This is a genomic window from Mucilaginibacter humi, assembly GCF_013087555.1.
Genome location: NZ_JABFCR010000052.1, coordinates 1 through 23,967, shown reverse-complemented (window position 1 = coordinate 23,967; position 23,967 = coordinate 1). Strand labels below are relative to the sequence as shown.

Genomic DNA, 23,967 nt, shown 5'->3' with positions numbered 1-23,967 from the left:
CAGCTTTGCAGGAATAAGAATACCACCAAAATAACCAATACCAACGCTATAACCAATGTTTCAATAACCTCATGTACAGAAACCTTTACTACGGTAATAGATTCAAACGGCACCACATAATCAACCCCGGTTGGAAATGATTTTTTCAACTGTGCCATGGTAGCATACACATTCTCGGCAGTTTCAATAGCGTTGCTGTTTGGCGCCCGGTAAACCAACAGATACGAAGCCCTTTTACCATCAACAAACGAATTACCGGCATAGTTAAATTTGCCCAATTCTATACGCGCCACATCTTTTAAATGCACTACTGCGCCTGTGCCAGGTTGCGTACGTACCACTACATTTCCAAACTCTTCGGGTTTTGCTAAACGACCTTTTACCAGTACAGAATATTCAAAGGTTTGTCCATGCTCTTGTGGTGTGGCACCTATTGTACCTGCGGCCACCTGTGCATTTTGCTCGTTTAACGCCCGGGTTACATCCGCCGGGGTCATACCTAATGCGGCCAATTTATCCGGCTTAAGCCAGATCCGCATACTAAAATCATCCGCACGCGATACTACATCGCCTACGCCCTTAGCACGTAATAACGCGTCTTTTATGAACACGTTAGAATAGTTATCTAAAAACGTAACATTATGCATGCCGCTTGGCGAAAATATAGCCACCAGCATTAATATGCTCGGGTTACGTTTACGTACGGTTAAGCCTAAGCGCTGTACTTCCTGCGGCAATGTTGGGGTGGCAATACCCACACGGTTCTGCACGTCCAATGCTGCTATATTAATATCAGTACCTACTTCAAAATTGGCGGTCATACTTAACGCGCCGTTGTTGCTGCTGTTACTTTGCAGGTAGGTCATACCCGGTGTACCGTTAACCTGGGTTTCAATTGGTGTTGCCACGGTTTGCTCAACCGTTAGTGCATCCGCGCCGGTATAATTACCGGTTATAGTTACCGTGGGCGGCGTTATCTCGGGATATTGCCCTACCGGCAAGGTGCTGATAGCCAAAATACCGACTATCACAATCACTATCGAAATAACAATTGCCGTTACCGGTCTTTTTATAAAAGTCTCTGCGATCATCTAAATTTGTTTAAATACCCTTATCAGTTCTTTGTTGGTTTAGCGCCATTGGCGGGCGGTGTAGCCGGCATACCTAAAGCAACCCTGCCGCTATCGCGCAACCGCTGAAAACCATCTGTAATGATCTTATCTCCGGCTGTTATACCATTCATTATTACTATTTTATCGATTAAACGCGGACCTATAGTTACCTTACGTTGCAGCGCAATGGTATCCCGTTTAGTTTTATTAGGATCGGTCTTATCTTTCATGGTAGTATCTTTTACAACAAACACAAAAAACTCGCCCATTTGCTCGGTTACTGCACGGTATGGTATAATTACCCTGTTGCCTGATTTATTGTTCAGCACTTTTAACACGGCGCTCATACCATCCTTTAGTATACCCCGGTCATTAGGGAATTGTACTCTTACTTTAATCGAGCCTGTCTGGTTATTTACACCCCTGTCTATCGCTAAAACTTTACCCGGCTTATTATATATGGTAACACCGTCGGAAAGCTGGAGCCTGAATGTTGAGTCAGTGCTGCTTTTCTGCAGATCATAAAAGCGATTGATATCTTGCTCATTGATCACAATATCAACCCCTATAGGGTTTTCGCTTGATACCGTATTTAACAAGGTAGTGCCTGCGCCTACCTGTGACCCTAACCTAACTTGTGATATACCTATCCGCCCGGTAACAGGTGCTGTAATGGTTGCGTAAGACAGATCTGTTTTAGCTGATGATATAGCTGCCTTTGCTACATCAACCTGCCCTTTGCTTGTTTCGTAGGCAGCGGTAGCCCGGTCGACCGTCTGGCGGGCAACAGCATCATTTTTTAGTAGCATATTATACCTGTCTAAATCCTTTTTCGCTTTTGACAGATTAGCGTTGGCACTGGCTAAATTGGCTTGGGCCTGTAATAATGCTGCCCGGTATTTACGCTTATCAATTTCATAAAGCGCCCGGCCCTTCTTTACGATTTCGCCCTCCTTAAAAAATATGCCGGTTATAAAGCCCGACACCGGCTGCGCAGTTCAACGTTATTCAATGATACAACAGTTCCCTGATATTGGTCGTAATAAACGGCATCTCCGGTTTGCGCCTCGGCTGTGTTTACAGGAGTTGGTGGTATAGCCTGTACTGCCGTGTTGTTTTTACAGGATGCAATGGCTAACATAGCGACCGGGGCTAACCAAAATAAGTGCTTTTTTTTCATTTGTATGGATGGTGTTTGTTGTTCAGTAATAGTTATTCAACATTAAGTATACCTAATGCTCTTTTTAAATCAATTTTGCTTGACAGTACCGGAACAACGAATTATAATAATTTAATTCAGATGTCCGCAAATCAGACTGCGATACAATAACATCAAGGTAAGTTTTTACCCCTTCGCGGTATTGCAGGCTTACTACATTATATACATCCCTTGCCAATTCAACATTTTGTTTAAGTGTTTGGTAGTTGTTGTAATTGCTTTTATAACTTGCTAATGCCTGTATATACTGTGTACTAATAGTGTTTTGCGTGTTAACGATATCCAAATCTGTACGCTGGATTTGTAACTGGCCTTGCTTAGATTTTGCAATCGCCTTGTACCCTGAAAAATAGGCAGTGATAATGATAAACCTGCATAGCCCGTTGGGAAAGCATTTTTATAAAGATCAGAAAAACGGGTGTTAAAATAAGCCAAATTATAACTACCTATAGCAGATAGCGAGGGCAAAAATCCCCAGCGGTAATAGTCTACATTCAGTGATCTGATATTTTTTTGTGTTTGCAATAACCGGTACTCTATCCTGTTATTTACATTTAACGTTTGATTTGTATCTATATAAGTTTCTTTTTCGTAGGTGGTTGAATCATAAGCCAGGCTTATATTTAATGCCGGGTTTACACCCATTATTTGTTTTAGGTAGGCAAGCTTGCTGTTAATTGTTTCGGTAGTTTGCTTACGTACGGCCAACTCATTGTTTAGGGCTATGGTGGCTTGTTTATAATCTATTTTATCAACAACCCCTGCTTGGTACCTGTTATAGGCATCTTTTAAACTACGTTGCAGGCGGGTAATATTCTCGTTAATAATATTAAGTTGTTTTTGCGATAACAGCACATCAAAAAAGCCTTACTTACATCTGATACTACATTGATCTGGCTACTTTGCGTATTTTGTTCATAATATAACCTTGAATATTTAGAAGCCCTTGACGCAAGCAATACATCATTATTGTATATGACCCGGCTGGCCTGCAGCCCCGTGCTTGAAAACTCATCAATACTTGATACTACACCCGGAGTAGTGGAAGCAACAGGGCTGCCTTTAAAATAATGGTTGTAAGCGGCCGAAGAATTAACTTGTGGCAACCAACCGGACAAACCTATGCGGATATCGCGCTCATTTATCTGCTGATCTATGGCTGCCTGCCTTACAGCCGGTTGGTTACGTAAAGCATACCCTATACTTTCTTTTAAGGTCACAACGTTAGGTATACTATCAGTACCGTTTTGAGCAAAAATTGAAGTGGTATTTAAAATCAGGATAAAATTAATTATCAACAATGGGTGTATTTTTTCATATAATAGAATGATCGGGGGATCTGTAAATAAAAAATTCAGGTGAGGGGGAACCTGTTTTTTTCCGTCTAAATTATTAGGAAGTGCGAATATGAGATATTGAAAATTCAAACAGAAATATGCCTCAAGATTTTTACGTAAATACTACAGAAAACCTATCATTAACGATGTTTTTAGCAGTTTTTTGAAAAAATGAAAAATAAAGGCGTTAATTAAACAAAAAATTTAATTAATTTGCCGAGTGGGAAATGCATTGCAGTTTGAGAAAAGTGGAATGTTTAAAAAAATTACATACTAAATATAGGTTATAAACTTATTCATGGTATTTTTACAAAAAATTTAAGCAGGGTTAATACATGGTTAAAAAACTACATGAGAAAATTGCGCAATTTAAAGATGCAGCAATGATCAGGGAGAAAGGACTGTATCCTTACTTTAGGCCTATTGAGTCTGGACAGGATACAGAAGTAATAATAGATGGCAAGCGTGTATTAATGTTTGGATCTAACTCATATCTTGGCCTTACCAATCACCCGAAGATCAAAGAAGCTTCAAAAAAGGCAATTGATAAATACGGGACAGGTTGCGCGGGATCAAGATTTTTAAATGGTACACTTGACATACATGTTGAATTAGAAAAAGACTGGCTACATACGTTGGTAAAGAAGATGCTGTATTATTTAGTACAGGTTTCCGTGTTAACCTGGCGTTTTATCTTGCGTATCGGGCCGTAATGATTATTTAATTTTGGACGAATATGATCACGCGTCATTAATTGATGGTAGCCGCCTTTCGTTTTCAAAAGTTATTAAATACGCCCATAACGATATGGTTGATCTGGAACGCAAGCTGAGCATGCTACCTGAAGAAGCTGTAAAAGTTATCGCTGTTGACGGTATCTTCAGCATGGAAGGTGATATTGTTAAATTACCTGAAATTGTTGAGCTGGCTGATAAATACGGTGTTAACATTATGGTTGACGATGCCCATAGTTTGGGTGTTATTGGCCACAATGGTGCAGGTACTGCATCGCACTTTAATTTAACTGATGATGTTGACCTTATAATGGGAACATTCAGTAAATCATTGGCATCATTAGGTGGTTTTATAGCTGCAGATCATGATACTATTGATTATATGAAGCACCGCGCACGTTCATTAATGTTTAGCGCAAGTATGACGCCAGGCTCTGTAGCCAGCGTTATTGCAGCATTAGATATTATTGAATCAGAGCCGGAGCGTATCCAAAAACTTTGGGATAATACCAACTATGCCATGAAACTTTTGCTGGAAGAAGGCTTTGACCTTGGCCCAACAGAAAGCCCTATCCTGCCTATCTATGTAAGGGATAATGATAAAACCTTCCCGGTAACCAAGCACCTGCAATCATCTGGTGTATTTGTTAACCCGGTTGTATCACCGGCTGTACCTTCAGATTCATCTTTACTGCGTTTCTCATTAATGGCAACGCATACATTTGCACAAATTGAAGAGGCAGTTGAGAAGATAACCAAAGCCTTTAAAGATGTAGGCGTTGAGCTACATGTTAAAGAAAAAATATAATTAAACACTATATAAAATGCGGCTATTTAAAAGATGGCCGCATTTTTTGTTTACTACCAATAAAATTCTGCCAGCTACATGAAAAAAATAATACCGGTAAATTCTAAACAGGAACTTACAGCATTTATTGATTTCCCGCATGACCTGTACCAGAAGATCCAAACTATGTGCCTGAATTATTTATAGCACAACGCGATCTGTTAACCAAACACCCTTTTCATAAACATAATAAGCTACAGTGTTTTTTAGCATATGACGGGAATAAAATAGTTGGTCGAATAGCAGCCATATTAAACAACGCCCACAACGAGTACAATAAAGCAAACGACGGATTCTTCGGTTTTTTTGATTGTATAAACGATCAGGATACAGCTAACCTCCTTTTTAAAACCGCGACAGATTGGTTGAAGGATAAAGGCGTAACCGGCAAATTTTTAGGGCCGGTAAATTTTTCTACCAATGAGCCATGTGGCTTGTTAATTGAAGGCTTTGACAGCCCGCCGGTATTAATGCAAACCTATAATGCGCCTTATTATGCACAATTAATTGAAGGTTTTGGTTTTGTTAAAGATGTGGACCTGATTGCCTGGCATTGGGACGGTAATAATTATGATGATAAATCGGTAAGGCTGCTTAATGCTTTACAGGAACGTTTAAAACGCAATAATATCGTCATCCGTAAAGTCGACCTGAAAAATTTTAAGGAAGAAACAGCTAAGCTGCGTGAGGTATATAATTCAGCATGGGATCAGAATACAGGTTTTGTGCCATTAACCGACGAAGAGTTTGATTACCCGGCCAAAGACCTAAAGTTGATACTTGACCCCGAGTTTGCCCCGGTTGCCGAACAGGATGGCAAAATTGTAGCATTTGGATTGGCGTTGCTTAATTATAATGAAATTTTTAAGACCATCAAAAGGGGCCGCCTATTGCCTACCGGGATATTTAAGCTATTGTTTGGCAAAAAGAAGATCCAGAGTTTACGGATATATGCTTTAGGGGTAGTTGATGGCTACCGTAAAATGGGTATTGAAGCTGTTTTATATGGCACCATCATTAAAAATTATACTGCAAGGGGGCTAAAATGGGCTGAGGCCGGATGGACACTGGAGAACAATACCCTGATTAATGAGGCCATCATCGCTATAAAAGGAGATCCTTATAAAAAGTACCGGATGTATCAAAAGCAAATATGAAAGAGAAGGTTTTAATAACCGGTGCCAGTGGTTTTGTGGGTTATCACCTTATCGCTGAAGCGTTGCACAATAATCTCGAAGTATACGCGGCGGTAAGGCAAAACAGCAGGATAGAACATCTTAAGGAGCTGCCCATACAATATGTGTACCGGATTACAGCGACATTGATTCTTTAAAAGCTGAGTTACAGGATAAGCAATACGATTATATTATACATGCGGCAGGCGTAACACGTGCTATATCAGCCGCTGAGTATGATCTGATAAACGCTGATTTTACTGAAAACCTGGCCAATGCCGCCGTTCAATCAGGCATTAATTTAAAGAAGTTCGTGCTGATAAGCAGCCTTGCTGCAATAGGCCCCTTAACAGGCCTTAACGGTATAATAACTGAAGACACTTCCCCCAAACCCATTACCGCCTACGGAAAAAGTAAGCTATTAGCGGAGCAAAAACTAAGAGCAATAAAGAATTTAAACTACATTGTTTTACGACCAACTGCTGTTTATGGCCCGCGCGATACGGGGATTTTTATCTTTTTTAAACAGGTAAGTAAACACCTTGAAGCCTACATTGGCCGTGGCCAGCAAAAGTTAAGCTTTATTTATGTAACCGATTTAGCTAAGGTCAGTGTAAGATCGGTATACGCAGCCGGAAATGGCACTTACAATTTAAGCGATGGCAATTTTTACGATAAGTATGAATTGGGACAGCTAACTAAGACTATTTTGAACGTTAGAACGCTCAGAATTCATCTTTTGTTAGTCTTTGTAAAATTAATAGCCGCGGTATCAGAAAAAGTAAGTTCTATGAGAAACACGGCCCCTATTTTAAATCTCGAAAAACTTGACGAGTTAACGGCTGCTAATTGGTCGTGCAGTATTGAACTGGCAAAGCATGAGCTTGGCTTTTATCCTCAATACCCATTGGCGGCCGGTTTAACCGAAACCCTAAAATGGTACAGGGATAATAAATGGCTATAATACCTTAAATTTATATTCTATCATTAATCATAAAATGCTGTTTCATAAACTAACCGCTACTGTATTTGGCATTGGTTACTTAGGTAAGGGTGTTGGGACAATAGCGGCCTTTTTTGGTTGCATATGCTGGTACCTGCTATTTAAAAATGATCCGGCTATCCCCTACGCTATCCTGCTTATTGTTTTAGTAACAGCTTTGGGTGTATGGAGCGGCAACATGGTTGAACCGTTTTGGGGTAAAGATCATGGCCGGGTAGTTATCGATGAGCTGGCCGGCATGTTTATCAGTGTATTGTTTATACCTGTTACTATTCCTTATATTTTGATCGGTTTTATCCTCTTCAGATTTTTTGATATTTTAAAACCTTTACTTATTCGCAGGCTTGAAGCATGGCCGGGCGGTTGGGGAGTTATGGCCGATGATGTGCTGGCAGGCGTATATGCCAATGTTGTGTTACAGGTAATAGTCTGGTTGAAATTTTTCTAATGTCAGCGTTTAGTAAAACCTGTTAAAATTTTGTTAACTACCCACCTTTATTTGACTTTCTGACCACAGAAGTCTATTGTATTTAATTACCTTTGCACCCTAATTATCAAGCTTGATTAGGCACCTGACAATAGTGTAATTGCTTTAAAACTTATTCTTCAGTATAAGCGTAAGTTATAAACAAAGCCTGCAAACCGAGTTTGTATTTGTAAATACATGGATTTTAAAAGTTTATATCGAAAGTTTTCATTTATAGCTTTCTTATTATTTTTCACTTCAGCATTATTCGCACAGTCTACACGTGTTACCGGTATTGTTACCGATGGCGGAACGAAAACTAATGAACCAATGCCTTTTGTTACTGTAGGCTTTGCCGGTACCACCATTGCCGGGCCAACGGATAACGATGGCCGCTATGCTTTGACAACAGCTAAGCAAGTAACACAGATCAAAGCAACCTTTATAGGTTATAAAGATGTTATTATAAATATTGTACCCGGTAAAGCACAGGTTGTAAATATAAGGATGGTTCCGTCGCAGCAGGAACTTAATGAGGTAGAGATAAAATCAGGCAAAAAACCGCGTTATCGTAACAAAGGTAACCCTGCGGTTGAGTTAATACGCCAGTAATTGCGCACAGGGAACAAAACCGCCCCGAACATTATAATTATGTAGAGTATAAAGAGTACGATAAGATGCAATTCTCTATCGCCAATCTTAATCCTAAAATCGCAGAGAAAAAATTCTTCAAAAATACAAGTTCGTTTTAGATAACCGCGACAGCACCACTGTACCGGGCACATCATTGTTGCCGGTGTTTTTGGATGAAAAAATCTCGCAATATTATTACCGCAAAAATCCTGAAAAAGAAAGAACAGTAGTATTAGGCAAGCGCAATGTTGATTTTGGCGGTGCTATAGACAATGAAGGTATCGGCCAGTTTTTTAAGTACATGTATAATAAGGTTGATATCTATGATAACAGCATCAACCTTATTACCAACAACTTTTTAAGCCCTATTGCTAACGGTGCCCCTACTTTTTACAAGTATTTTATATCTGACACCATAACTACCGAAGATAATAAAAAGCTGGTTGAGCTAAGTTTCACCCCGCGTAATACTCAAGACTTGCTATTTCAGGGTAAGATCTATATAACGCTTGATAGTAATTATGCCGTACAAAAGGCGCAGTTAGGTATTAATAAAAACATCAACCTGAATTTTGTTAAGTCGATGACTGTTAACCTTGATTTTGAGAAAAATCCGGATGGTCGTTACCATCTGAGCAGAAGTAACACATTGGCAGATTTTGGTGTAAATAAAAAAAAATCGGGTGGTTTCTTTGGTATACGCACACTAACCTACAAAAACTACGAAGTAAATAAACCACGCCCCGATACCGCTTATATTGCAGCACCGGATGAGACGGAATTATCTGAAGAAGTAAAGAATAGAAGCGAGCAGTTTTGGGCACAAAACCGATTGGATACTTTAACCACGGCCGAATCAAAAGTTTATAAAAACATTGATAGTCTATCACATATGAAGTCTTTTCAGCGCACTGTGGATATTGCTACGCTGTTATTTGCCGGCTATAAATCATTCAATACTTTCGAGATAGGCCCATCAAATACATTTTACAGTTTTAACCCGGTTGAGGGTTTAAAACTACGTTTTGGTGGCCGTACCACGCCTGAGTTAAGCAAGCGCTATTACTTTGAAACATACGGGGCCTATGGTTTCAAGGATAAAAAATGGAAAGGGTTTTTAAGCGCTACTTATTCGCTTAATGATAAGTCTATTTATAAATTCCCCCAAAATTATCTAAGGGCAAGCTTTCAGCGCGATACCAAAATACCGGGCGCGGCTTTACAGTTTGTGCAACAGGATAACTTTTTGTTATCATTTAAGCGCGGTGTTAATGATAAGTACTTATATAATGATTTTTATAAATTTGAGTATATGCATGAATATGAGAGTCATTTCTCGTACCAGCTACTATTAAAAAAATGGACACAAACTCCGGCAGGCTCATTATACTTTATCAATAACACCGGTAATATAAACGACCTTACTACCTCAGAGGCCACATTAACATTACGTTACGCGCCTAATGAGAAGTTTTTCCAGGGCAAAATTTACCGCAGGCCGATTCCGGGACCAGACCCGATAATGAGCCCGGATTATACCCGTGGATTTAAAAACGTATTTGGCGGTGCTTATAATTACAAAAACCTGCATGCACGTATTGATAAGCGCCAGTATTTATCGCAGTTAGGTTATGTTGATGGTTTTATTGAAGGTGGTAAAATATTTGGACAAGTACCCTATCCGTTGCTAACGATTTTCCGTGCTAACCAGAGCTTTAATTACGACTTATACTCATATAACTTAATGAACTTTTTAGAGTTTGTGAGCGATCAGTACGTATCATTAAATCTTGATCAGCATTTTATGGGTTTCTTTTTCAATAAGATCCCGTTGTTAAAGGCGCTTAAGTTACGCGAAGTTGCATCGTTTAAAGCCATATATGGCCAATTAAGTGACAATAACAACCCGACGCTTCATCCATCATTATACCAGTTCCCCGTAACAGCAACCGGACAACCTATCACCTATTCATTAGGCAACACGCCTTATATTGAAGGTAGTGTTGGTGTCGAAAATATATTTAAATTTATACGGGTTGATGCTGTTAAGAGATTTAACTATCTGGATCATCCAAATGTATCGCCATTTGGTATACGTGTAAGAGCAAAATTTGATTTTTAATAAATGGAACAACAAACATCCATACGTACTAATCTGCAATTAGGCATCTATAAGGTCATAGATCCTTTTGTTAAAGTTTTAATAAAATTGGGTCTCACTCCTAACGCGGTTACCTCTATTGGGTTTGTATTGAACATCGGTGTTGCTGCAATATTTATTATAGGTGGTGAAGAAGGTAACCGGGGCGATCTGAGCTATATAGGTTGGGCAGGCGGGCTTATTTTATTTGCCGGCTTATTTGATATGCTTGACGGACAGGTTGCACGTTTAGGTAATATGAAATCGACATTTGGTGCCTTATATGATTCAGTTTTAGACCGGTATAGCGAACTGATCATGTTTTTTGGTATCTGCTATTACCTGGTTGCGCAGCACTATTTTTTAAGCTCTATATTTGCTTTTATAGCATTGATTGGTTCTATGATGGTAAGCTATGTAAGGGCCCGTGCAGAAGGTTTAGGTATTGAATGTAAAGGTGGCTTAATGCAACGGCCCGAGCGTGTGGTTACCATTGGCTTATTTGCCATAATATGCGGAGTAAGCTCACAGTACATTGGTGGCAATTATAAATTATACGTTCCCGGCATAAAGTATCATGTTTTTGAAACCATGTCTATCTTTACTATACCTATTACCCTATTGGCTGTATTAACAAATATTACCGCGTTTAACCGATTAAGAGACGCGAAAAAAGCCTTGAGTCTCAAGAAAAAAATAACGTCACCAATTGATGAAATTATCTATTATATTTTTATTTACTGCTTTTTGCTCTTATTTACCCGTAAGCAAAAACGTCGATAAACCTGCAATTAAACCTGCTACAGCTACCAATGATGGGGAAGATAAATTCCCGGTACCGCCCGAAAGCGTGAGTCGATTGTTTTATATGCAGCGCACCGCTAACAGCAATACCATTATTTATGAATTAAACGCGCCTAATGGTAAGATAGATTCAGAAAATCCGTTACACGTATATTGGATAAGATACGCAGAGAAAGGGCAAAAAGAAGAATTGAGTTATATACAACGTAAATTTGCTTATGGCGTAATAACTAAGAAACTGGCTAACGATCAATTTGATGTCAGATTTGTATCTTACAAAAAATTTCCACTGCTTTTGATGAAGGCAAACGACGGAAAATATCATATCTTCGCAACTGTTGCGCAAAAGCAAATGATGCTTAACCGCTTATTTGTAAAAATAGAAGGAGGCTCTTTCTGGTTACCAAACGTGGTATATGTAGAGCTAAGAGGAACAGATCAAAACACAGGCAGAGAAATTGTAGAACGTTTTAAACCCTGATTTACTATGGCAAAAATTTCATATCAAATTCACAGGAATCAACAAGAATGTTTAAAAGCGACCTTTTGGAAGCTTTATCAAAAGTTCATTACCGGGTACCGGTATTTATTTTTGTACCGGTTATACTCGCCAGTACTTATATAGCTTTTTTGTTAAAAACATTGGTATAGTAACTTATATTGAGTTTTTCCTGATAGGTCTTTTTGTATGGACGTTTACAGAATACGTTATGCATCGCTTTGTATTTCACTACGTGCCAAAAAACAAAATAGGCTTACGATTGCACTTTATTTTCCACGGTGTACATCATGATTATCCCAGCGATGCAAAACGCCTGGTGTTGCCACCATCAGTTAGTATCCCCTTAGCTACTGCATTTTACTTTTTGTTTGACGCTATATTGCCTGCTAACTATATCTTTGGTTTCTTCCCGGGTTTTATATTGGGTTATTTGTTTTATGATATATCGCACTATGCTATACATCATTTTAACTTTAAAGGCAATATCTGGAAAAAGATAAAACAACACCATATGCTGCACCACTACCGTGGCGCCCGAAAGAGGCTTTGGCGTTAGCTCTCCCCTTTGGGATAAAATTTTCCGTTCAGACTTTATTAAAAAATAGAATGACTGGAGTGGTTAATCATGGCCCGGTTGTAAATGCCAGATCAATAATAACCGTTACACTTTTATCTGTTGCCTATATTTTACTATCATCGTGGGTAGTTGGCTTTAAATCAGACCAGGTAGTATTGCTGGTTATTTTTAATGCTTGTTTTTACCTTTCTGCTATCAGCCGTAAATTTATTCTGGGTTTTAGTGTTTTTATCGTGTATTGGATTTTATTCGATTACATGAAGGCATTCCCCAACTATAACGTAAGCACCGTACATATTGCTGATCTTTACAATTTTGAAAAACATCTTTTTGGAATAAATTACCGGGGCCACTTATTAACTCCAAACGAATACTGGAAAATAAACGCTACAACCATATTAGATATCATTGCCGGCCTGTTTTATATTTGTTGGATTCCGGTACCCCTTGGTTTTGCGGCTTATTTGTTTTTTAAGAACAGGCGCGAGTTCCTTTCTTTCGCTATAACTTTTTTGTAGTAAACCTTTTAGGATTTATTATATACTACTCCTTCCCTGCTGCACCCCCATGGTATATCCGGGAGCATGGTTTTGTTTTTCTTCCACATACACCCGGCAATACCGGCGGACTGATACGGTTTGATCATTACTTTAATGTTAACGTCTTCCAGTCCATCTATCAAAAAGGATCAAATGTATTTGCGGCCATGCCATCATTGCATTCAGCTTACCCTGTTATAGTGGTTTATTATGCATTTAAAAACCGCGTTGGGTTGGGCAAGTATATCCTCTCCACTGTAATGGTTGGCATATGGCTTACTGCTGTTTATACCAGTCACCATTATATTTTAGATGTATTGGTAGGGATTTGTACTGCTATATTCGGCATCAATCTATTTAATGTACTTTTTTCTAAAGTACCAGCACTCACTCAATTTTTAGATAATTATGCTACATTTATAAGTTAATTATACCTTATAAATGAAGCTTTTACTTACTGTTTTTACACTGGCTGTGTCGGTATGTGCAATAGCGCAAACTAATTCTTTGCGGTCGGCTGTGTATAGTCCTTCAATTAAAACAGTAAAGCTTAGTGACGATGTAGAAAAAGCCGGTGTTAAACGGTACCACTTTAGACCTGAGAGCCCTCGATATTTATACGCTGACGCTTGCCGCAGGTAAAACTTATACCCTGCCTGCCAATAATAACCTTGACCAATTAATAGTAGTAAAAAGCGGCTCGGTAAATATAATCCTTAAAGACACTACGCAATTAGTTGGCCCCGGCAGCATAGCATTAGTTTTGGTCGGGGATCAGATCAGCTTTAAAAACCCATCAACTAAGCCAGTAAGTTGGTTTATTTTAGGGTATCAGTCAATAAATCCCGTAAACTTACAACGTGGCTATAACGCCGGTCCATCTTTTATAAAAGATTGGAATAAGTTAAAAGTAAATAAATCAGCGAAAGGTGAAACAAGATCATTGTTTGACAGAGCTACCACCATGTTTGAGCGCTTTGAAATACATGCAACAGCGCTAAACCCCGGCTACGCAAGCCACGACCCGCATACCCACCGTGTTGAAGAAATTATATTGATGTTAAACGGCGGCGTATTAGAAACCATAAATCAGGATTTAAAAGACGCGCATGCAGGCGATTGCATTTACCTGGCATCGGGCAGTTTGCATCGTCCAATAAATAATACTAACCAGCAATGCTATTATTTGGCCATCCAATGGCATAATTTAAAACCGACTAATAAACCTATTATCATGGTCATCCAACGCAGAGATTTTTTAAAGAACACCACTATAGGCATAGCCGGGCTTAGCCTTGCGCCTTTGTTTGGCGAATCGTTATTCGCTGCTCCAACAGCCCACACCTTCCGTAAAAGCACGCCCGAGCAACAGGGCATCACGTCATCAAGCATACTGGATTTTATCACCAAAGCCGAGGCAGGTAAACTTGGGCTGCATAGTTTGATGATTATAAGGAATGGATATGTTGTAGCCGAGGGCTGGTGGGATCCTTATAAGCCTGACCTGAAACATGTGTTGAACTCATTAAGCAAAAGCTTTACATCAACAGCTATAGGTTTTGCGGTAAGCGAAGGTTTGTTAAGTGTTGAGGATAAGGTAACCAAATTTTTCCCGAATGATGTGCCGGCAAACCCATCCCCATATTTAAATGATATGCAGATAAAGCACCTGCTTACCATGACAACCGGGCACGAGGCAGACACTTCTGGCCCAATGCGCAGTGATAACCAGGTTTGGACAAAAGGGTTCCTATCCCTACCTGTTCAGCGGCAACCGGGCACCTACTTCTTGTATAATAGCGGGGCCACATATATGCTATCCGCCATAATAACCAAGGTTAGTGGTAAAACTATGTTTGATTATTTGACTCCCCGCCTTTTTAAACCTTTAGAAATAAGTGGTATTGATTGGGAGGTTAGTCCGCAAGGTATAAATACCGGTGGCTGGGGATTGCGCATAAAAACCGAGGACATAGCCAAGCTTGGCGTGCTTTACCTGCAAAACGGTAAGTGGAACGGCAAACAGTTGTTACCTGCAACCTGGGCCCATGATGCAACCACCTATAAAGTACCTAACACCCCAGTTAAAGGGCAGGATACTTCTGTTAGTGATTGGCAGCAGGGTTATTGCTACCAGTTTTGGCGTTGCAGGCATAATTTCTTTCGTGGTGATGGAGCGCAGGGCCAGTATTGTTTGGTATCACGCGATTTGAATACGGTAATAGCCATTACCAGCGAGGTGCAGGATATGCAGAAAACCCTTAATTACGTGTGGGATTATTTGCTTCCCGGCATAAAACCCTCAACTTTGCCTGCTGATACCGCTAACCAAAATGCTTTAAATCAAAAATTAGCCACCTTAACATTATTACCGGCTAAGACTGATTTTGGCCAAAGCACCCGTGCACTGATATCAGGTAAAACCTTTAACATTAAAGACAACGCACTTGCTGTAAGCCGGGCGTCATTAACATTTAATGCTGATGAGTGTATTTTTATATTAAAAGGCAACCAAACAGAGCAAAATATAACCTGCGGATTAAATAAGTGGATAAAAGGTGAAACTACAACGGCTGGTGTATCCGCTCAAAATGCCATAGCCAGAAAATAGTAGCTGCCGGTGTTTGGACGAATGATAAGACCTTTGTAATTACCCTACAATATTACGAAACACCAAACTCCGACCTGATAATCTGCAATTTTGAGAATGATGCTATCAGCATAAAATTCCTTGCAGGCATTATCGCTAACAATGGCGGCACCCGCGATAACAGACCGGCTTTGGAAGGAGCAGCATAATAATTGTATTAATAGATAAGGGTTGGTTAATGAGTATGCTGCTCATCAGCCAGCCTTTTTTCAATTCTTGTATCGGGGATAAACCAGATACAAGCTACCAATACATATAAAGCCAGACTTATATAAGTATTGATCCATGACAAGGCTATAGCTGAAAAATAGCAGGCTAAGGATATTTTCCCTTTCCAATCGCCGCCTACAGCATCTGCCAGTAAAGACCTTTCGCCTTCATGCTTAACTAATAATATCATCAGGATAGAATAGGCTAAAGCATTCATTAACAGCACAAATCCATATAAAACTACGGGCCATATTTCGGTAAAATGACTCTCGCCCATCCAGTTTGTAACAAAGGGTACCATTGATAACCAGAACAACAAATGCATATTGGCCCAAAGTACAGATCCGTTTATTGATTTTACGGCATGCAGCATATGGTGATGATTATTCCAATAGATTCCCACATATATAAAGCTCAATAGATAACTGGCGAATACAGGCAACAGCGGAGTTAACGCCTTAAGGTCATGTCCTTCGGGCACTTTTAGCTCCAATACCATTATGGTAATAATAATAGCTATAACGCCATCGCTAAAGGCCTCCAGCCTGTTTTTACTCATGTTTACATTAACCGATCTCATAATTGATCACAAAGTAATAAAAAACGCCGCACACTAATGCATGCAGCGTTTTGTTTGTATATTATTTTAATCTATTAGTAATCAGAGTAATCAGCCGGGTAAAGGAAAAGGCTTTCAGCTTTTGATACATTCTTTTGGTATTCGGCCATTTTGCCTAAAGCTTTAAATCTTTCGTCAGCAAAAAATAATTTCCATTTATCCTTATTGTCCTGTAAGCCATTAAAAGTAGTCATGTACATCAGGTTGGGCATATGGCTACCGGCTATAACTTCGGCATAAAATATAGCGTTAAAGTTGTAGCCTTTAAATATACCTATCTCATCGCCCACGTTAAACATTTTTACTTTGCTGGCATTGTATTTTTCGGTGGCACTTTCGTAGCTGCGCAGCTCATAGATCCTATCGGCTTTCTTTGCTGTCAGGTTGGGCATAACAGGCTCCGGTGCTCGGGGAATGCACGCAGCAAAATGGTCTCTATCCGCGTATAGCTCGGGTTATTTGAGGGCGCTTCAAGGTAATCTTTACCGGCTTCAAGGTATTCCCGGTCTTTCAATAGCTTTTGATCAGTATTTTCTAATGCATCCCGTGTTTTGTAGGGTATATATACGTAGATCCTTTTATCCGGGCTATCTTGTTTAAGCACTTTAAACACGCCTACATTTTTAACACCTGCCTTATGCAAAGCTGGGATATACGCGTTTTGGAAATATGTATCTAATCGAGCTTCCTGTACCGCTGTTTTGAAATGATAGATCTTTAGCTGGTAGTAATACTGCGAGGCAGCACGCACATACAATCCGGAACATAAACAAGTTACAAACACAAAAAGTGCTACAAGCACCGCAGGGCAATTTTTATATACTACTTTCATTTTATTGGACTTTTAATCTTTAACTTGTAATAATCGTGGTAAACTTACAATTAACAATACAAAAACAGCGGTTGCAAGCTTTAATAAATTCGCGTCGACCCCAATATTTAACGTAAAGGCCAATACTAACTGAAATATTACAGCACCAGCTAATACTAATGCCAGGCTGATCCATACCGATGTTATGTTTAGCCAGCCAATTAACACCTCGGCAATAATAACCGACCCCAATCCTATTATTACAACGCCTATGCCCATGTTGATATCGGTGAAGCCCTGGAACTGGGTTATCAAATAACCGCTAACAGCAGTAAGCGCATTAGCAAGCGCTAAACCTATGATCTTCATCCGGTCGATATTAACACCTAACGATCTAACCATAGACTCGCTATTACCCGTTGCGCGCATAGCGATGCCGAAATCGGTCTTGAGCAAATACCCTATCAGCAATGTAATTGCCATTACAATCAAACCTAATATCAGAAATGTGTTTTGATTGGGATTGTTAACTAACTGCACGAATGTAAATACTGATGACGTACCGATTAACGGTAAGTTAGATCGCCCCATCAACGTTAAGTTAACCGAGTATAAAGCCGTCATAACCAATATCCCGGCAAGCAGCGGGTTGATCTTTAATTTGGTATGGATAATACCGGTTATAGCACCTGATAAGCCTCCGGCGATCAGTACAGCGGGCAGCACCACATAACCGGGCAGATGTCGCGTTAGCAAAATAGCTGTTACCACGCCGCCGAGGGTATAGCTACCATCGGTAGTTATATCAGGGATGTTAAAGATCTTCATAGATATATAGATCCCTAACGCTATCCCCGAAAAGCAAAGCCCCTGTAATAAAGCGGTTAGGTAAAAGTCCATTATTTTACAGCTTCAAAATTTGAAGGTATGGCTATATTATACTTCTTAACAGCTGCGGGGTTATAAACCCGTTTCCTGACCTTCACCATTTCGGGTTTTAAACCATCGGTTTTATGCGTTTTAAGGTATTGTGCAGCTTGCAGGCCTGCCTGATATCCCCATTGGTAAATATCAGCTCCAAAGGCAGCTACGGCACCCCGTTGCACCAATCCTGCCTCGCTGGTGAAGATAGGGACGTTGGCCTGGTTGCAATTCTTAAGTATAGTTTCAAATGATGCAAATACGGTATTGTCAGGGTTGGCAAAAAACGCGTCGATATGCTTACCTAATAACGCCCGGGTAACCAGCTGTGCATCAGCAGATGAATTTAGCGGCAAGGCTATCAGTGTAACATTCAGTTTATCAGCTAATCCTTTTATACGCTGCATCGCGTCGGCAGATTGAGGTTCGGCCTTGGTTATAGATCATCCCTATTACCAGTTTTGTCTCCTTTGGTTTTAACAATGTCGGTATTATAGAAAATGAAGTGTCTATATATTGCAGATCCTCTACAGCACCAAATAAATTGGCAGGCACCTTGCCATCTGCGCCAACAACCTTCATCCGCTCGGGTGTTGGCGATATCATTTCAAATATTGGGATGGTTTTGGTATTTTGAACTGCTGTGACCGATGATAGCGTAGTACATGTGGCCAGCAAAGTCACGTTTTCTGATATGAAGTAGTTTACGATCTGTGTTAACGTTGGGATATTGCCCTGTGCGTTACGGTATGATATTTTAATCGTCTTTTTGTCTTCGCTGAAGCCGTTTTGTTTTAAGGCATCGGTAAAGCCTACTCTGGCTTGTGCAATGGTGGCATCTTCAAAAGCGTCAACAAAACCAATTACGGGTACCTTGTTAGGTTTGGGAGAATTACATGCTTCTACAATAAAGGCTAATAAAATGAGTGGCAGGTATCTTTTCATTTTACTAAGGTAAATATTAGCCCTGAAAAAGCGGTGTTAAATATAGAACCGCTACAATGTAGGTGGATATTTTTCGTTATTTTAGCCATTCATGACTACTATTATATCTAAACTACCCCAAACAGGTACTACTATTTTTACCACCATGTCTGCACTGGCTGCTGAGGTTGGTGCAATAAACTTATCGCAGGGTTTCCCTGATTATGATTGCTCGCCCGAATTAATTGAACTGGTAAACAAAGCCATGAAAGACGGCCATAACCAATACGCCCCCATGGCCGGGGTAAAAGCATTGCGCGATGAGATTGCCTGTAAAACAAAAAAACTATACAATGCCGATTACGACCCGGATTCCGAAATAACCGTTACCGCCGGCGGCACACAAGCCATATTTACTGCAATTACAGCTATTATAAACCCCAATGATGAGGTAATTGTATTTGAACCGGCCTTTGATTGCTATGCCCCTGCTATAAAGCTGGCGGGTGGCGTTGTAAAGTCATTGGAACTTGAGCCTGCTAATAACTACCGCATTGATTGGGCCATGGTTAAAAAGCTGATAAACAACCGCACTAAGCTTATTATATTAAACTCGCCGCATAATCCTACAGCTACCATATTACACCAGGAGGATATTGATGCCTTAAGCGCTATTGTGAAAGACCAGGATATATTGATTTTAAGTGACGAGGTATATGAGCATTTGATATATGATGGCGAAGTCCATCACAGTATGGCCCGTTATCCCGAATTGCGGCAACGCAGTTTTATAGTTGCATCCTTTGGCAAACTACTGCATGCAACAGGTTGGAAAATAGGCTATTGCCTTGCCCCTGCTTATCTGATGCATGAGTTCAAAAGGTGCACCAGTTCCCGGTATTCAGTGTTAATTCGGCCATGCAGTATGCCATAGCAGAATATCTGAAAGACGAAAATATCTACCTAAAGCTACCCTCCTTTTTTCAGCAAAAAGAGATTATTTCAGGAAAGGATTAGGTGAAACTAAATTTGAATTACTACCTTCATATGGTTCTTATTTTCAGTCAGTTAAATATAGTCACCTAACAGTGGAATCTGACACCGATTTTGCATTACGGCTAACCGGGGAGGCAGGCGTGGCGTGTATCCCTACTTCTGCCTTTTATACTTTAGGTACAGATCATCGTGTTTTAAGGTTTTGTTTCGCCAAAAGGCAAGAAACTTTAGATGATGCCGTTAATAGATTGTTAGATTTTAAACTTTAAAGCAAGAAATAACGTATTAACTGCCGAACCCAAAAACTGCTATGGAAAATTTAAAGATCACTTTGTTTCAAGGATACCTTTTTTGGGAAAAGATCGATAAAAATTTACAAAACATAGGGCTGCGCTTAGGCAGCATCCGCGAAAAAACAGATCTTATTATCCTACCCGAAATGTTTAACACGGGCTTTACCATGAATGCCGAAGAACTGGCCGAACCCATGGGCGGTAAAACCATGCAATGGATGCAAAAGATAGCACAGAAATATGAATGTGTAGTTACCGGCAGCCTGATCATCAAGGAAAAAGATAAATTTTATAACCGGTTAATATGGATGCTGCCCGATGGAAAATGCAATTATTACGATAAAAGACATTTATTTGCCTTAGGCAAAGAACACCAAACCTACACCGCCGGAACAAAAAAGCTGATCGTAGAATTAAAAGGTTGGAAAATTTGCCCTATGATATGCTATGATCTGCGTTTCCCGGTATGGATGCGCAACGTCGACCAGGATTACGACCTGTTGCTGATAGTAGCTAACTGGCCCGAACGCAGGGCTTTACATTGGCGCACGTTAATCCCGGCGCGGGCTGTAGAAAATCAAAGCTATGTAATTGGGGTTAACCGTGTGGGCCATGATGGTAACGAGGTTTACCATTCGGGCGACTCGACCTGTATTGATCCTAACGGGAATGTGGTTTATTATAAACGCGATGAAGAGGATGTATACACCTTCACCATCAACGGCGACGAGGTTATAAAAACCCGGCGCACTTTGCCTTTTCTAAAGGATGCTGATAATTTTAACCTAATTTAAGATTTGGCTAAAGCCTTTTTTCTGTGATATTATTCCGTCGGCTAAAGCCGACGGCAATTAATTAATTCATCACCTTTTAATAAGTTTTTTCGGCTAAGATGACTTTAAAAACCATATTTCATTGCCGTCGGCTTTAGCCGACGGATTCAGATAAAAAAATAGCGCGGCTTTAGCCAAACAATAAATCATGAAATTTAACCTTTTTAAAGGATGTCCACGATTTTAACGTAATTTAACAATCCCTGTTATTATAAATCAGTTAACTTTATTAGTTTTATAGTTCAAATTATAGCTTAATAAGTGATAAAGATTCCGCGTATTTTACTTTTAGTTAGTCTGGCTTTTTTTTAGCCTTACGGTATCGGCACAAAAGAAAAAAGATTACACACCCTACGTTAACCCATTTATTGGTACCGGCGGCCACGGCCATACGTATCCCGGTGCGGTAATGCCCTTCGGTATGGTACAGCTAAGCCCCGATACCCGTTTAGAGGGTTGGGATGGCTGTTCGGGCTATCACTATACCGATAGCGTGGTGTATGGCTTTTCGCATACCCATTTAAGCGGTACCGGCATTGCCGATTATTGCGACATCTTATTCATGCCCACCACCGGCACACCTCAGTTTAAAAACACAGCTTACAGCTCGCCATTTAAAAAGAAAAACGAAACTGCATCGCCCGGTTATTATAAAACCAGGCTTGATAAATACAATATCGGGGTTGAATTGACGGCCACTACCCGTGCCGGTATGCACCGGTATAGCTACCCTTCATCGCCGGAAGCAAATATCATCATCGACCTACAGCACCGCGACCAAAGCTAAATTCATGGATCGAAATTATCAATGACCACGAGATCCGCGGCTATCGCGAATCAAGAAGCTGGGCCAATGATCAGCACGTTTACTTCTACGCCAAATTCTCCAAACCTTTCAAAAGCTATGGCATAGCAGTTAACGATGTTGTACAGGAAGGCGTTAAAAAGGCTGAGGGAAAAAACATCAAGCTGTATATCCGGTTCGATAATCCCGGCGAGGTAATCTCAAAAGTGGGGATATCGGCAGTAAGCGCCGAGGGGGCACTGAAAAACCCGGATACAGAAATGCCCGACTTCGATTTCAAAAAGTACTAAAGGCTGCAAAAACAACCCGGATCAATGCGCTGGCAAAAATAGAAGTTGAAGGCGGCGCGCCAGAACCACAGGAAGAGCAGGGAGGTGTAGATCTGCAAATGTATAATATGCGCCACTCGGAGAAAAAAACCAAAACCTGTTGATTACGGTAAAATAAAAGAACCATATTTTATACTGCATTGTATCATAGTATGTTATCCCCTAACATCTATAGTGATGTTGATGGGCAATACCGGGGTATGGATCAAAAAATTCATTTTGCCGAAGGCTTTAATTATTATACTGTTTTTTCTTTATGGGATACTTTCAGGGCCGAGCACCCGCTGCTTACGCTGATAGATAAAAAACGTACGCTCGATTTTATAAAAAGTTTTCTGGCTATTTATGATCAGCAGCATTTATTACCTATCTGGTCGCTGGCATCAAACGAAACTTATTGTATGATAGGTAACCACGCTATCCCGGTTATTGTTGATGCTTATGCAAAAGGGATACGGGATTTTGATGCTTTAAAAGCTTTAGATGCCATGAAAGCCTCTGTAAACCGCAACCAGTTTGGTTTGGTTGGTTATGGCACACATGGATTGGTATTGGCTGATCATGAAAAAGAATCGGTATCAAAAACATTAGAATATGCTTATGATGACTGGTGCATTGCCCAATTTACAAAGATGCTGAACAAACCGGTTGACTATAACCTGTACATACAACGCGCCCAGTACTGGAAAAACGTGCATAATAAAGATAATGGCTTTATGCAGGCGCAAGTTAACGGCGATTGGTTCAAGCCCTTTAACGCTACTGATGTAAATGATAACTATGTTGAGGGTAACGCCTGGCAATATACCTTCCTTGTTCCGCAGGATGTTAGCGGGTTAATGAGCCGCATGGGTGGTAAAGCACCGTTTGCCGCCGCTGGACGAACTTTTCACCACCAGCGCGAAGTTAACCGGCAAAGAAACGTCTGACATAACCGGACTTATAGGCCAATACGCGCACGGTAACGAACCAAGTCACCATATGGCTTACCTGTTTAATTTCACCGATGACGCGGATAAAACGCAATTCTTCGTTAACAAGATCTTAGACGAACAGTATACTGATAAACCGGACGGACTTGCAGGTAACGATGATTGCGGGCAGATGTCGGCATGGTATGTGATGAGTTCACTGGGATTTTATAATATCGCGCCGGGCCAGCAGCAGTTCCAGATCGGTTTGCCACAGTTTGGGAAAGCTGTTATCAACCTTGAAAATGGTAAGAAATTCACCATCATTAATGAAGGCACGTCGGTTACCCGCAACAACATTTATTTGCAGGGGATGAATCTGAACAAGAAATCGTACAACAAGCTTTATTTGGATTATGATGATATAGCTAATGGCGGCGAGTTTGAAGTTTATAGCGGCCGCCTGCCTAATAAAATGTTTATGCAGGACCTGGAGAAATCAAAATCAAGCATAACTGATAATTTGATAACCCCTAACCCTATTATTGTACTGTTACAAACATTTGCCCCGCCAACA

The 23,967-nt window shown here is 40.3% G+C and carries 28 protein-coding genes and 3 pseudogenes; 20 read left to right on the top strand and 11 right to left on the bottom strand.

Annotated elements, in window-relative coordinates; all coding sequences use genetic code 11:
- The 5 genes and pseudogenes from HK413_RS11150 to HK413_RS11130 form a co-directional block, all read right to left on the bottom strand.
- Positions 1–1,091, bottom strand: a 1,091-nt coding sequence (locus tag HK413_RS11150) for an efflux RND transporter permease subunit (RefSeq protein ID WP_175270211.1), incomplete at its 3' end; no start/stop codon positions are given.
- Between the two features lie 23 nt (positions 1,092–1,114).
- Positions 1,115–2,098, bottom strand: a complete 984-nt coding sequence (locus tag HK413_RS11145) for an efflux RND transporter periplasmic adaptor subunit (protein ID WP_317169503.1) — start codon at positions 2,096–2,098, stop codon at positions 1,115–1,117.
- Positions 2,083–2,292 (bottom strand): hypothetical protein, encoded by a 210-nt coding sequence (locus HK413_RS15465; protein ID WP_217452264.1) that lies wholly within the window; start codon positions 2,290–2,292, stop codon positions 2,083–2,085. The genes HK413_RS11145 and HK413_RS15465 overlap by 16 nt, the downstream gene beginning before the upstream one ends.
- Positions 2,293–2,356: 64 nt before the next feature.
- Positions 2,357–2,976: pseudogene (locus HK413_RS11135) on the bottom strand (TolC family protein).
- A gap of 143 nt (positions 2,977–3,119) precedes the next feature.
- Positions 3,120–3,632 (bottom strand): TolC family protein, encoded by a 513-nt coding sequence (locus tag HK413_RS11130; protein ID WP_217452263.1) that lies wholly within the window; start codon positions 3,630–3,632, stop codon positions 3,120–3,122.
- A gap of 371 nt (positions 3,633–4,003) precedes the next feature.
- Between HK413_RS11130 and HK413_RS18120 the strand changes: the two genes are divergently transcribed.
- From HK413_RS18120 to HK413_RS11075, 14 genes are all read left to right on the top strand, one after another.
- A complete protein-coding gene (locus HK413_RS18120; RefSeq protein WP_246230366.1) occupies positions 4,004–4,381 on the top strand; it encodes a PLP-dependent aminotransferase family protein in 378 nt (125 codons plus the stop codon).
- Between the two features lie 13 nt (positions 4,382–4,394).
- Positions 4,395–5,210: an aminotransferase class I/II-fold pyridoxal phosphate-dependent enzyme gene (locus tag HK413_RS11125; RefSeq protein ID WP_246230364.1), complete on the top strand. Its 816-nt coding sequence runs from the start codon at positions 4,395–4,397 to the stop codon at positions 5,208–5,210.
- Positions 5,211–5,377: 167 nt separating this feature from the next.
- The gene (locus HK413_RS11120; protein WP_246230362.1) at positions 5,378–6,406 is read left to right on the top strand and encodes a hypothetical protein; all 1,029 of its coding nucleotides are present in this window, start codon (positions 5,378–5,380) and stop codon (positions 6,404–6,406) included.
- Positions 6,403–6,582 (top strand): NAD-dependent epimerase/dehydratase family protein, encoded by a 180-nt coding sequence (locus tag HK413_RS20020; protein WP_262886892.1) that lies wholly within the window; start codon positions 6,403–6,405, stop codon positions 6,580–6,582. The genes HK413_RS11120 and HK413_RS20020 overlap by 4 nt, the downstream gene beginning before the upstream one ends.
- Positions 6,546–7,388 (top strand): NAD-dependent epimerase/dehydratase family protein, encoded by an 843-nt coding sequence (locus HK413_RS11115; RefSeq protein WP_317169506.1) that lies wholly within the window; start codon positions 6,546–6,548, stop codon positions 7,386–7,388. The genes HK413_RS20020 and HK413_RS11115 overlap by 37 nt, the downstream gene beginning before the upstream one ends.
- Positions 7,389–7,422: 34 nt before the next feature.
- Complete coding sequence (locus HK413_RS11110) at positions 7,423–7,875, top strand: phosphatidylglycerophosphatase A family protein (RefSeq protein WP_175270208.1); 453 nt, start codon at positions 7,423–7,425, stop codon at positions 7,873–7,875.
- A gap of 216 nt (positions 7,876–8,091) precedes the next feature.
- Positions 8,092–8,505: a carboxypeptidase-like regulatory domain-containing protein gene (locus tag HK413_RS18115; protein ID WP_246230360.1), complete on the top strand. Its 414-nt coding sequence runs from the start codon at positions 8,092–8,094 to the stop codon at positions 8,503–8,505.
- 190 nt (positions 8,506–8,695) lie between these two features.
- On the top strand, positions 8,696–10,648 hold the full coding sequence (locus HK413_RS11105; RefSeq protein ID WP_246230358.1) for a DUF5686 family protein: 1,953 nt from the start codon (positions 8,696–8,698) through the stop codon (positions 10,646–10,648).
- Between the two features lie 3 nt (positions 10,649–10,651).
- On the top strand, positions 10,652–11,449 hold the full coding sequence (locus HK413_RS11100; protein WP_175270207.1) for a CDP-alcohol phosphatidyltransferase family protein: 798 nt from the start codon (positions 10,652–10,654) through the stop codon (positions 11,447–11,449).
- Positions 11,379–11,951, top strand: a complete 573-nt coding sequence (locus HK413_RS11095) for a DUF4833 domain-containing protein (RefSeq protein ID WP_175270206.1) — start codon at positions 11,379–11,381, stop codon at positions 11,949–11,951. The genes HK413_RS11100 and HK413_RS11095 overlap by 71 nt, the downstream gene beginning before the upstream one ends.
- 229 nt (positions 11,952–12,180) lie before the next feature.
- Positions 12,181–12,528: a sterol desaturase family protein gene (locus HK413_RS18110; RefSeq protein ID WP_246230356.1), complete on the top strand. Its 348-nt coding sequence runs from the start codon at positions 12,181–12,183 to the stop codon at positions 12,526–12,528.
- A gap of 59 nt (positions 12,529–12,587) precedes the next feature.
- Positions 12,588–13,067: a hypothetical protein gene (locus tag HK413_RS18105; RefSeq protein ID WP_246230354.1), complete on the top strand. Its 480-nt coding sequence runs from the start codon at positions 12,588–12,590 to the stop codon at positions 13,065–13,067.
- A gap of 17 nt (positions 13,068–13,084) precedes the next feature.
- Positions 13,085–13,516 carry a phosphatase PAP2 family protein gene (locus tag HK413_RS18100; RefSeq protein WP_317169505.1) on the top strand — a complete coding sequence of 144 codons (432 nt, stop codon included), beginning with the start codon at positions 13,085–13,087 and terminating at the stop codon, positions 13,514–13,516.
- Between the two features lie 146 nt (positions 13,517–13,662).
- Entirely contained in the window at positions 13,663–15,699 is a 2,037-nt protein-coding gene (locus HK413_RS11075; RefSeq protein WP_217452262.1) for a serine hydrolase, read from the top strand.
- A 214-nt stretch (positions 15,700–15,913) separates the two neighbouring features.
- Here the strand turns inward: HK413_RS11075 and HK413_RS11070 are convergent, their stop codons facing one another.
- The 6 genes from HK413_RS11070 to HK413_RS20010 form a co-directional block, all read right to left on the bottom strand.
- Positions 15,914–16,528 (bottom strand): TMEM175 family protein, encoded by a 615-nt coding sequence (locus HK413_RS11070; RefSeq protein ID WP_246230352.1) that lies wholly within the window; start codon positions 16,526–16,528, stop codon positions 15,914–15,916.
- 74 nt (positions 16,529–16,602) lie between these two features.
- A complete protein-coding gene (locus HK413_RS15460) occupies positions 16,603–16,959 on the bottom strand; it encodes an NIPSNAP family protein (RefSeq protein ID WP_217452261.1) in 357 nt (118 codons plus the stop codon).
- Positions 16,947–17,318, bottom strand: coding sequence for a hypothetical protein (locus HK413_RS15455; protein WP_217452260.1), 372 nt, complete (start codon positions 17,316–17,318; stop codon positions 16,947–16,949). The genes HK413_RS15460 and HK413_RS15455 overlap by 13 nt, the downstream gene beginning before the upstream one ends.
- Before the next feature lie 93 nt (positions 17,319–17,411).
- Positions 17,412–18,278, bottom strand: coding sequence for an ABC transporter permease (locus HK413_RS11060; RefSeq protein ID WP_175270205.1), 867 nt, complete (start codon positions 18,276–18,278; stop codon positions 17,412–17,414).
- Positions 18,278–18,706 (bottom strand): ABC transporter substrate-binding protein, encoded by a 429-nt coding sequence (locus HK413_RS20015; RefSeq protein WP_262886891.1) that lies wholly within the window; start codon positions 18,704–18,706, stop codon positions 18,278–18,280. Before HK413_RS20015 ends, HK413_RS11060 begins: the two co-directional genes overlap by 1 nt.
- On the bottom strand, positions 18,681–19,244 hold the full coding sequence (locus tag HK413_RS20010) for an ABC transporter substrate binding protein (protein WP_262886890.1): 564 nt from the start codon (positions 19,242–19,244) through the stop codon (positions 18,681–18,683). Before HK413_RS20010 ends, HK413_RS20015 begins: the two co-directional genes overlap by 26 nt.
- 91 nt (positions 19,245–19,335) lie before the next feature.
- Between HK413_RS20010 and HK413_RS11050 the strand changes: the two genes are divergently transcribed.
- The 6 genes and pseudogenes from HK413_RS11050 to HK413_RS22265 form a co-directional block, all read left to right on the top strand.
- The gene (locus HK413_RS11050; protein ID WP_317169502.1) at positions 19,336–20,157 is read left to right on the top strand and encodes an aminotransferase class I/II-fold pyridoxal phosphate-dependent enzyme; all 822 of its coding nucleotides are present in this window, start codon (positions 19,336–19,338) and stop codon (positions 20,155–20,157) included.
- Between the two features lie 4 nt (positions 20,158–20,161).
- On the top strand, positions 20,162–20,488 hold the full coding sequence (locus HK413_RS21310; protein ID WP_317169504.1) for an aminotransferase class I/II-fold pyridoxal phosphate-dependent enzyme: 327 nt from the start codon (positions 20,162–20,164) through the stop codon (positions 20,486–20,488).
- Positions 20,489–20,529: 41 nt separating this feature from the next.
- Positions 20,530–21,306 (top strand): amidohydrolase, encoded by a 777-nt coding sequence (locus HK413_RS11045; protein WP_175270204.1) that lies wholly within the window; start codon positions 20,530–20,532, stop codon positions 21,304–21,306.
- Between the two features lie 403 nt (positions 21,307–21,709).
- Positions 21,710–22,132: pseudogene (locus HK413_RS11040) on the top strand (GH92 family glycosyl hydrolase); the annotation flags it as partial.
- On the top strand, positions 22,081–22,440 hold the full coding sequence (locus tag HK413_RS22270) for a hypothetical protein (protein WP_175270212.1): 360 nt from the start codon (positions 22,081–22,083) through the stop codon (positions 22,438–22,440). The pseudogene HK413_RS11040 and the gene HK413_RS22270, both read left to right, overlap by 52 nt.
- 191 nt (positions 22,441–22,631) lie before the next feature.
- Positions 22,632–23,967 (top strand): annotated as a pseudogene (locus HK413_RS22265) (GH92 family glycosyl hydrolase); the annotation flags it as partial.